Below are 2,848 nucleotides of genomic sequence, written 5' to 3' on the forward strand. Positions count from 1 at the left end.
CACCTAAGGAGTCTCAATGATGAAATCAAGCCGCTTGCGTGACCGGCGGGGCGGAGGTGAAGATCCGTCCGTCACGCAAGAGTGCCCACAGCACGCTGGCTCGTCGGCGAGCCAGGGCGATGACGGCCTGGACGTGCTTGCAGCCCTCGCCGCGCTTCTTCAGGTAGAAGTCCCGGTTCGGTCCCTCGCGGATGATGCTGGTCTGCGCGGACATGTAGAACACTCGTCGCAGGCGGCGGCTGTAGCGCTTGGGCCGGTGCAGGTTGCCGGTCCGGCGTCCGGAGTCGCGCGGAACGGGTACCAGGCCGGCCGCCGAGGCCAGATGGCCGGCGTCTGCGTAGGCAGTGAGGTCGCCAGCGGCGACGACAAATTCGGCGCCGAGTATCGGGCCCATGCCGGGCAGGGACTCGATGATCTCGGCCTGTGGATGGCTGCGGAACGTCTCGCGGATTTGCTTGTCGATCCGCTTCAGCCGGTCGTCCAGAGCCAGGATCTGCATGGCCAGGTCGGCGACGATCTGTGCGGCGACGTCCTCGCCGGGCAGCGCGGTCTGCTGGGCCTGCGCGGCCTCCAACGCAGTCTCTGCGACGGCGTCGGCGCCGCGCACACCGCGGTTGGCCAGCCAGGCCGTCAGCCTCGCCCGGCCGCGGCGGCGGAGAGCCTCCGGGGTCTGGTAGCCCGTCAGCAGGACCAGCGCGCCCTTCTGCGAGCTGTAGTCGAAGGCCCGCTCCAGCGCGGGGAAGACGCCGGTCAACGTGTCGCGGAGACGGTTGATCATCCGGACTCGATCGGCTACGAGGTCAGAGCGGTGGGCGGTCAGCAGCGCGAGGTCGGCGGCCAGCTGGGCTGGCACGTCGATCGTCGCGAAGTCCCGGCGGTTGCGCGCGGTTTCGGCGATGACGTAGGCGTCGCGGGCATCGGTCTTCGCCTCTCCCCGGTAGGCACCGGACATGCGGTTGACCGTGCGGCCTGGCACGTAGACGGCCTGCTGGCCGTGGGCTGCGAGCAGTGCCAGCAGCAGTGCGGAGGACGTGCCGGAGATGTCCACCGCCCAGTTGACCTCGTCAGCCAGGTCGAGGATCTCAACCATGGCGGTCAGGATCGCCGACTCATCGTTGTCGACTTTCTTCGACCACAGCGTCGCACCGGTCTCGTCGACCGCCGCAGCCCAGTGATGCCCCTTGCCCGCGTCGATGCCGGCCCAGATCCGGTCCCGTCGCTCGCTCACTCGCCCCTCCTCGCCCTCAACAGCATGCCGTCGACCCGAGGAACACCCCGCTGTCATCTCCGTAAAAAGCGACCGAAGCGCACATCTCAATCAGCAGCCAGGGCGCCCTGAAGAGCCGGGCGGCCACTCCTTGGAAGCCACTGAAGGCAGAGAACCATAAGCCACACCCGGCCCTCCCGGGCCGCCTAACAACTTACGGAGTCTCAATGATGAAATCAAGCCGCTTGCGTGACCGGCGGGGCGGAGGTGAAGATCCGTCCGTCACGCAAGAGTGCCCACAGCACGCTGGCTCGTCGGCGAGCCAGGGCGATGACGGCCTGGACGTGCTTGCAGCCCTCGCCGCGCTTCTTCAGGTAGAAGTCCCGGTTCGGTCCCTCGCGGATGATGCTGGTCTGCGCGGACATGTAGAACACTCGTCGCAGGCGGCGGCTGTAGCGCTTGGGCCGGTGCAGGTTGCCGGTCCGGCGTCCGGAGTCGCGCGGAACGGGTACCAGGCCGGCCGCCGAGGCCAGATGGCCGGCGTCTGCGTAGGCAGTGAGGTCGCCAGCGGCGACGACAAATTCGGCGCCGAGTATCGGGCCCATGCCGGGCAGGGACTCGATGATCTCGGCCTGTGGATGGCTGCGGAACGTCTCGCGGATTTGCTTGTCGATCCGCTTCAGCCGGTCGTCCAGAGCCAGGATCTGCATGGCCAGGTCGGCGACGATCTGTGCGGCGACGTCCTCGCCGGGCAGCGCGGTCTGCTGGGCCTGCGCGGCCTCCAACGCAGTCTCTGCGACGGCGTCGGCGCCGCGCACACCGCGGTTGGCCAGCCAGGCCGTCAGCCTCGCCCGGCCGCGGCGGCGGAGAGCCTCCGGGGTCTGGTAGCCCGTCAGCAGGACCAGCGCGCCCTTCTGCGAGCTGTAGTCGAAGGCCCGCTCCAGCGCGGGGAAGACGCCGGTCAACGTGTCGCGGAGACGGTTGATCATCCGGACTCGATCGGCTACGAGGTCAGAGCGGTGGGCGGTCAGCAGCGCGAGGTCGGCGGCCAGCTGGGCTGGCACGTCGATCGTCGCGAAGTCCCGGCGGTTGCGCGCGGTTTCGGCGATGACGTAGGCGTCGCGGGCATCGGTCTTCGCCTCTCCCCGGTAGGCACCGGACATGCGGTTGACCGTGCGGCCTGGCACGTAGACGGCCTGCTGGCCGTGGGCTGCGAGCAGTGCCAGCAGCAGTGCGGAGGACGTGCCGGAGATGTCCACCGCCCAGTTGACCTCGTCAGCCAGGTCGAGGATCTCAACCATGGCGGTCAGGATCGCCGACTCATCGTTGTCGACTTTCTTCGACCACAGCGTCGCACCGGTCTCGTCGACCGCCGCAGCCCAGTGATGCCCCTTGCCCGCGTCGATGCCGGCCCAGATCCGGTCCCGTCGCTCGCTCACTCGCCCCTCCTCGCCCTCAACAGCATGCCGTCGACCCGAGGAACACCCCGCTGTCATCTCCGTAAAAAGCGACCGAAGCGCACATCTCAATCAGCAGCCAGGGCGCCCTGAAGAGCCGGGCGGCCACTCCTTGGAAGCCACTGAAGGCAGAGAACCATAAGCCACACCCGGCCCTCCCGGGCCGCCTAACAACTTACGGAGA

At 68.3% G+C, this 2,848-nt stretch carries 2 protein-coding genes; both read right to left on the reverse strand.

Annotated elements, in window-relative coordinates:
* Nucleotides 1-25: 25 nt before the first annotated feature.
* Nucleotides 26-1,228: an IS110 family transposase gene (locus ACFW5B_RS35195; protein WP_386449184.1), complete on the reverse strand. Its 1,203-nt coding sequence runs from the start codon at nucleotides 1,226-1,228 to the stop codon at nucleotides 26-28.
* A gap of 215 nt (nucleotides 1,229-1,443) precedes the next feature.
* Entirely contained in the window at nucleotides 1,444-2,646 is a 1,203-nt protein-coding gene (locus tag ACFW5B_RS35200; protein WP_386449184.1) for an IS110 family transposase, read from the reverse strand.
* Nucleotides 2,647-2,848: the final 202 nt, after the last annotated feature.

Source organism: Streptomyces sp. NPDC058773 (assembly GCF_042746015.1).
Classification (GTDB): Bacteria; Actinomycetota; Actinomycetes; order Streptomycetales; family Streptomycetaceae; genus Streptomyces.